General features: G+C 40.2%; 15 protein-coding genes. All 15 read left to right on the forward strand.

Going from position 1 to position 5853, the window contains the following annotated elements:
* Positions 1 to 133 precede the first annotated feature (133 nt).
* Positions 134 to 361 carry a hypothetical protein gene (locus MRT15_RS08850; RefSeq protein ID WP_304329723.1) on the forward strand — a complete coding sequence of 76 codons (228 nt, stop codon included), beginning with the start codon at positions 134 to 136 and terminating at the stop codon, positions 359 to 361.
* A 315-nt stretch (positions 362 to 676) separates the two neighbouring features.
* Positions 677 to 829 carry a zf-TFIIB domain-containing protein gene (locus tag MRT15_RS08855; protein WP_304329724.1) on the forward strand — a complete coding sequence of 51 codons (153 nt, stop codon included), beginning with the start codon at positions 677 to 679 and terminating at the stop codon, positions 827 to 829.
* Positions 830 to 856: 27 nt separating this feature from the next.
* Positions 857 to 1078 carry a hypothetical protein gene (locus MRT15_RS08860; RefSeq protein ID WP_304329725.1) on the forward strand — a complete coding sequence of 74 codons (222 nt, stop codon included), beginning with the start codon at positions 857 to 859 and terminating at the stop codon, positions 1076 to 1078.
* A 19-nt stretch (positions 1079 to 1097) separates the two neighbouring features.
* Positions 1098 to 1340, forward strand: coding sequence for a hypothetical protein (locus MRT15_RS08865; RefSeq protein WP_304329726.1), 243 nt, complete (start codon positions 1098 to 1100; stop codon positions 1338 to 1340).
* A 27-nt stretch (positions 1341 to 1367) separates the two neighbouring features.
* Positions 1368 to 1649, forward strand: a complete 282-nt coding sequence (locus tag MRT15_RS08870) for a hypothetical protein (protein WP_304329727.1) — start codon at positions 1368 to 1370, stop codon at positions 1647 to 1649.
* A 27-nt stretch (positions 1650 to 1676) separates the two neighbouring features.
* On the forward strand, positions 1677 to 2120 hold the full coding sequence (locus tag MRT15_RS08875; RefSeq protein WP_304329728.1) for a hypothetical protein: 444 nt from the start codon (positions 1677 to 1679) through the stop codon (positions 2118 to 2120).
* An 18-nt stretch (positions 2121 to 2138) separates the two neighbouring features.
* Entirely contained in the window at positions 2139 to 2345 is a 207-nt protein-coding gene (locus MRT15_RS08880; protein WP_304329729.1) for a hypothetical protein, read from the forward strand.
* 18 nt (positions 2346 to 2363) lie between these two features.
* Positions 2364 to 2693: a DUF1874 domain-containing protein gene (locus MRT15_RS08885; RefSeq protein WP_304329730.1), complete on the forward strand. Its 330-nt coding sequence runs from the start codon at positions 2364 to 2366 to the stop codon at positions 2691 to 2693.
* Positions 2694 to 2716: 23 nt separating this feature from the next.
* Positions 2717 to 3106, forward strand: coding sequence for a hypothetical protein (locus MRT15_RS08890; protein ID WP_304329731.1), 390 nt, complete (start codon positions 2717 to 2719; stop codon positions 3104 to 3106).
* A gap of 34 nt (positions 3107 to 3140) precedes the next feature.
* On the forward strand, positions 3141 to 3470 hold the full coding sequence (locus MRT15_RS08895) for a hypothetical protein (protein ID WP_304329732.1): 330 nt from the start codon (positions 3141 to 3143) through the stop codon (positions 3468 to 3470).
* Between the two features lie 18 nt (positions 3471 to 3488).
* Positions 3489 to 3692 carry a hypothetical protein gene (locus MRT15_RS08900; RefSeq protein ID WP_304329733.1) on the forward strand — a complete coding sequence of 68 codons (204 nt, stop codon included), beginning with the start codon at positions 3489 to 3491 and terminating at the stop codon, positions 3690 to 3692.
* A 28-nt stretch (positions 3693 to 3720) separates the two neighbouring features.
* Positions 3721 to 3936 (forward strand): hypothetical protein, encoded by a 216-nt coding sequence (locus MRT15_RS08905; protein ID WP_304329734.1) that lies wholly within the window; start codon positions 3721 to 3723, stop codon positions 3934 to 3936.
* A 10-nt stretch (positions 3937 to 3946) separates the two neighbouring features.
* Entirely contained in the window at positions 3947 to 4240 is a 294-nt protein-coding gene (locus MRT15_RS08910) for a hypothetical protein (RefSeq protein WP_304329735.1), read from the forward strand.
* Between the two features lie 20 nt (positions 4241 to 4260).
* The gene (locus MRT15_RS08915; protein ID WP_304329736.1) at positions 4261 to 5487 is read left to right on the forward strand and encodes a hypothetical protein; all 1227 of its coding nucleotides are present in this window, start codon (positions 4261 to 4263) and stop codon (positions 5485 to 5487) included.
* Between the two features lie 57 nt (positions 5488 to 5544).
* Positions 5545 to 5694, forward strand: a complete 150-nt coding sequence (locus MRT15_RS08920) for a hypothetical protein (protein ID WP_304329737.1) — start codon at positions 5545 to 5547, stop codon at positions 5692 to 5694.
* The last annotated feature ends 159 nt before the right edge of the window (positions 5695 to 5853 follow it).

Here is a 5853-nt window from a genome sequence, read left to right on the forward strand (position 1 = left end):
CTCCTAAAGAAATACCCAAATTTAAGTAATCAGAAAGTTGCAGAAGTTTTGCAAATATCCCCCACGATTGTTAAGGCACGTAAATGCTATCTCAAGAAACATAATCTAATTTAATTTCTTTTTGGGTGGTTATATGAGTCTAAAAGTTGGAGATGATGTTACGCTATTGTATGTAAGTGATAATGGATTAGTATTCAGGAAAAAAAGTGACGGAAAAATGTTTGTTGCATATCCATACTGTAGTTGTAACTCTGGATTTTGGTGGCTTACAATAGAAGCCGTTTCACAAGAGAAAATTTCTCAATTTTCAGATACAGTTCAACACATAATAGAGCAGGAACTTAAACATAATCACAAATAATAATTTTATTTTTGGGTGGTTTAATGAAGGGAATATGTAAGGAAATAAATAAAAGTCTTGGGCTAACATTCCTTTCTACACCAGTATTTATTCGGTTTTGCTTCAAGCATAACCGATATGAGTGGTATGACCCCTTTTCTGAGAAGGGGGGAGTCGCACCTGATATAGCTACTTTGAAAAAATCGCTCAAACAACATTATACATGCCCTCAGTGCGGGGGATACCACGTTAGCTATGTTTACAATCTGGATACTAGAAGTTTAGAACACTTCTACGATTGGATAAATTCAAATTAATTTTTTTATGGGTGGTTCCATGTTTGATGATGATGTTTACTTCTGTCCAAGCTGCCGCCACCTAACATTAACATCTACATCTAAAGGCGACGTTCACATCTATAAGTGCAACTTATGCAACTATGTTTTCCATTCCTCAGCTAAGAAAATCTTCACCTACAACATAATTTAAAATTTAAATTTATTTTTGGGTGGAAAGATGGATATAGAGAAAATAAAGGAAATTGTAAAAAAGGAATTTAACATTGACGTTCTTGAAGTGGTTCAAGCTATTGATAAAGTGTACATTAGGCTTCCTGATGATCTTACCAGAGGGGAGGTTGAGGCGATAGTTGCTACTGTATCTCGTGAAGTTCCATGCAAGCCGTTTGGAACTCCATGGAGGAGGGGGTTCAACATAAAGCGGATATATTTAACTTAATTTTTTCATGGGTGGTTTCATGGAGGTTCTGCTTAGAGATGTAAGTAGCAATATTAACATCTTAGTTCGTAAGGCTAAAGTAGTTAGGCTGCATAGCAAGTACCCCATGTACTGCATATCTAACCATTCAACTTCAATAACTATATTCAGTTCCAAGGAGGCTTATGAGGCTTCAAAAGCCTTAAACGTGAAAGTATTTGAAGTAATCAACCCACCCCAGTTTAGAAGTCTGCTTGTTATTCCAAACATACCTCTAAATTAAATCTTATTTCTTTTTATGGGTGGGAAAATGGGGATATTTGATGATTATGATTTGGAGGATTTCTTGGAGGATGTGAAGAAAGGGAGGGCGAGGGGGAAACACCCATATTATGAGAATGGTGACTATTATTGCTCTGTATGTGGTGAACCCTGGGATGCTTACGGTGTAAGAGTGGCTTTAAAAGGTGGAGTGGGCGACATGACGAGGGAGGAGGCGGAGAGGTTTATGAAGGGCTTAGGCTGTCCATGCTGCCCCTCACGCCTCCACAGGAGAGTGGAAACCTTAGGTATAGTAAAGGAGAACTTATAAATTATTAAACCTTTTTTGGGTGGGATTATGGATGTTGATGTTGGAGAGGTAACTTTAAGCGAGTTCCTCAGGTATAAGCCTAAATTTATTCGCATAGATGTAGGTGAGGGTAGGATTGTTGGGGTTGCGGAGAGGTCGCAGAAGATAGGGGGTAAAACTGTTTATTTCGACATAGTTCTCGAAGCAAAAATACCAGTAGCAATAACTGTGGTGAGGTGGAATACTGATGAGAAGCGTACACCAGCATATATACGGATATATGAGACTGGTAACTTACTTACCCTGCTAGCTCATAAGCCTGAAAGACTTGGGATCGAGTACTGGGCTAACAATAGCTGCTCACTACTTGAAGACAAGGGGTTAAAAAATGAAACAATAATTATCCAGGGGGTAAAAGGGAAGAAGACATATACCGTAACATATCATAACCCGTATGAAACACCACTCCAGAGGCTTGCTGCATTCCAATAATTTTTTATGGGTGGTTATATGGCTAAATGTCCTAAATGTGGAGGAGAGATAGAGTATTTAGAGGTTTACTGTAAGGGTTGGGGTACATTTCATTTTGACGGTGAAAAATACGAGTATGTAGGTGGTTTCACAAGAATTGAAAGCATATATATCTGTCCAGATTGCGGCAAAATCCTCTTCACTGATGAGGGGGAGGCAGCTAAGTTTTTGAGGGAAACTAAATAATTTTTTATGGGTGGTCATATGATTTACGTTTTGAATACGTTAATTGTTCCCATCGACTTCTCAAAGCATCCCCAGGCAACTGTGAAGTTTACGAGGATAAGCGTGGAGGAGGCAAGGAAGCTGCTTAAGCAACAGTTTGTTTCAGCTGTTGGGCATGAAGCAACAGCAAACCTACTTTCTAAGCTTCTCTCAACCCCAATACCAGCTAATAGAGTCACGGTTTTCATGAATCCTGGAGATGTAGGAGTACATTTCTTCCTCAGGTCAAGGATTCCAGAAGGTAAAGTTCTAAGCTTAGAGGAGCTTGAGAAGCTCGACTACTGGCTTGTAAAAAGCGAAGTACTCTAAACCTATTTTTTATGGGTGGTTATGTGTCTGAGGAGGAGTTTGAAACGTTGAGGGGAGTGGTGAAGCTTGTAGAGGAGTTCTGCAACAAGTGTGCGGAGCTTGTTGTTACGGATAATTACAGGGGTAGGGAGGAGCTTTTCGAGGAGGCTGTTTTAAACGTGGTTCTTAAATGCACCGATTTGAAAAACCTATCCGTAGAGGAGATTCGGAAAGAGCTGGGCGACATAGTTGAGAAGCTGTTTTCATGGGAGACATGGGAGGGAGGAAGTGAAGGCGGAGTAGCCTTAATATATTCGCCAGCCACAAACCAGTACTACTACGTTAAGGGAACATTCTACGATGAAACATGGTATACGAAGCTTGAAGTTGAAAAATACACGAGGGAGGAGCTGCTGGAAAAATTCGGGAATTAACAATCATAATTTAACATTTTTTATGGGTGGTTATATGGCTATGAGCTGGGAAGAATATATGAGGCGTTGGGAAGACTATCATCCAATCCTCCCCACGCTCTCCAAAATCATGGATAAGTATAGTGACCTTGTAAATGGGTATAATAGCCATCCCCAGGATGTCCAATACACTCTCTTCGGACACGTAGTTATCAGCGTTATAAAGACTGAATATGGGGTAGTGTTTGAAGCAGATGTAAATATCCGCTTCGATGATGAGCCTAAAACACCAATCCTCCCCAAACGCATAATAGAGCTTCTAGAGGAGCTTAGGGAGAATAGGGGGCGAATCATAGCTGAAGCCCAACAAATACTTAAATACTAAATTTTTTTGGGTGGTTGTATGGCTAAATGTCCTAGATGTGGGGAGGAAATAGACTGCTTAGAGAATTTCCGCACAGTTGTTGAGCAGTTTTGTTTTGATGGGAGAAACTATTCCTACGTGGATACCTGGGGGGCTGATAAGGATGAGTATCTATGTCCAGAATGTGGTGAAGTCCTATTCACTGATAAGAGGAAGGCCGCCAAGTTTTTGAAGGGTAAATAATCATATTATTTTTTATCAGGGTGGTTATGTGAAAATAGTTAAGGGGGCAACGGAGTTACACATAGATTTCCTTAGAAGAAGGATAACGATAAAAGATTTCTATAAGGTTGAGGAAGGTGTGGAGGTAGCTTATCCTAGAACGGTGAAGTATGGGTTGTTCAGCTTTCTAAAGGCTTTATATATGCTGCTAATACGTAGGAAAATAAGTGAGTTCCTATTTAAAAGCCTGTTTATACAGTCATAGGTGGATGGTTGTGGTGAATGCTTATTTGAAGACTGTGTGGATTCCGTCTTTTAAAGCCTACGGCTTATTTGTTGGGATGGGGAATCTCTGCATCTGTGATGGATGGTTTCTTGAGCTTTCAGACTTAAAGCTTTTCGAAATAGATGATGAGAAGCTGATTGAAGAAAGGCTTTTCGCAGACGGTGTTCTACTGTTCAAGAGTAGGGAGCCCCTTGAGAAAATTGCTGAAATGATAGAGAAGAAGTATCCTAACGGCTTCTGCCTCGGCTGCCTACGAAGCCTGTGGAGGAGCAGAAAACATTAATTATTTTTATGGGTGGTTACATGAGGATTGTTGCTGTCTCCGCTTTGCAACAATTTACATCTCTACTGGAGAAAATCTCAAAGCTTGTTGATGCTGGAGTTATGCATCCAGTTTCATTTGTCTTAGCAAGGGAGCAGATACCCATCAGTTTATCAATTCACCGTTCATGGTTAATCAACAAAATAAAGGAGCTTGCAAGATACATTACTGATATTAAAGTCTACGGTGATGAGGAAGTTGTTATTGTGGAAGTGCCTTCTCTGTTAATATCTGAAAGCGAGCTGAAATACTACATGGGCGTAGAAACACTTGACTTGTACAATGCTTATAAACTAGAGGGGGATACCCTCATTGTTTCAGAGTATAATGCTTCATTACTATTAGATGCTATAGCTAATGTCTTTAAATATAAATGCAAGTATTCGAGGGTTGTTGTCTTTGATGATGAAGCTTTTAAGAGACACTTCCTGTTTGAAGCTGGAAATGAATACTTCGTGTTGAAAACTGGAGATGGCGGTAGCTGGCTTAACATATATTCATCTTATGAAGATGCCCTTAGTGATTATATGACTGTCGATTATGGATGGGAGGGTTGGAGTCCGCTTCAGGCTCAGCCATTAAAAGTAACTCCTAAACGTACTATAAAATTCCCAGTGTTCAGCGACTTAATTCTAGACTTCATCGAGAAGTATGGTGTAGAGAGGATTTTGAAGGCTAAGTATGAAGATTTGAGAAAGTATAAGTTTTCAAGGTTTACTGAGAAATTCATTGAAAAGAAGAGATACATTGGTGAGTGGATCTGTGATATATTCAACGCTATCGCTCCTGAGGACGCTGAGGACTTCCAGCAAGCTCTAACCAAATGCTTGCCTTCAAAGCTAATTGTAAAACTTGAAGAGGAAAAGAGGAGAATTGAAGAAGAAAAGAACAGAATCTATGAGGAGGAAAAGAAGCTTAATGAGTTGCCTGTAGCCTACTGCTTCAGAAGCCTACCAACAGGCGATATTGTTGGTAGGCTTGACGATGGTGTAATAGTCTTATTCAGTGATCCTAAGCCCAACTGGGGAGACCACGTTGTCCTTCTAGAATATCAGGAGAGAACATCTCAGAAAGGAAGGAAGTATATTAAATGCTTCAAATGGGTTAAGCACCCTCACCCAAGACTTACAGAGCTTAAGAAGAGGTATGAGGAGCTTAGAATGGAGGAGAAGAGGCTTGACGAGGAATTAGAGAAACATCTTAACTAACCTTTTTTTGGGTGGTTTAATGGGGTTTGATATGGAGAAAATTAAAGGTGACCGCTGATGGTTAAGGAGGTAAGGGCTGAGGATGGTACATGCATTTACATCTGGGAATGCCCAGTATGCGGTAGAGAGCTGCGGAGCCTTTCAAAAGCTCAGCTCTACAAAAATGCTTTAGCACATAGCAGAAGACATGGAAAGGTGAAGAAATGAGAATTGGAGAAACATATTAAACCCTAATTTTTTGGGTGGTTTAAATGGTGAGGAATAAATGTAGGTTTTGGGGAGAGAACGTTCACCCATTCCTCGATGATGGATGCCACCTAGGATACAGCTACTGCAACCCAGAAACATGCGGGGACTACCAGCCAG

Source organism: Candidatus Culexarchaeum yellowstonense (assembly GCF_024707025.1).
Taxonomy (GTDB): Archaea; Thermoproteota; Methanomethylicia; order Culexarchaeales; family Culexarchaeaceae; genus Culexarchaeum.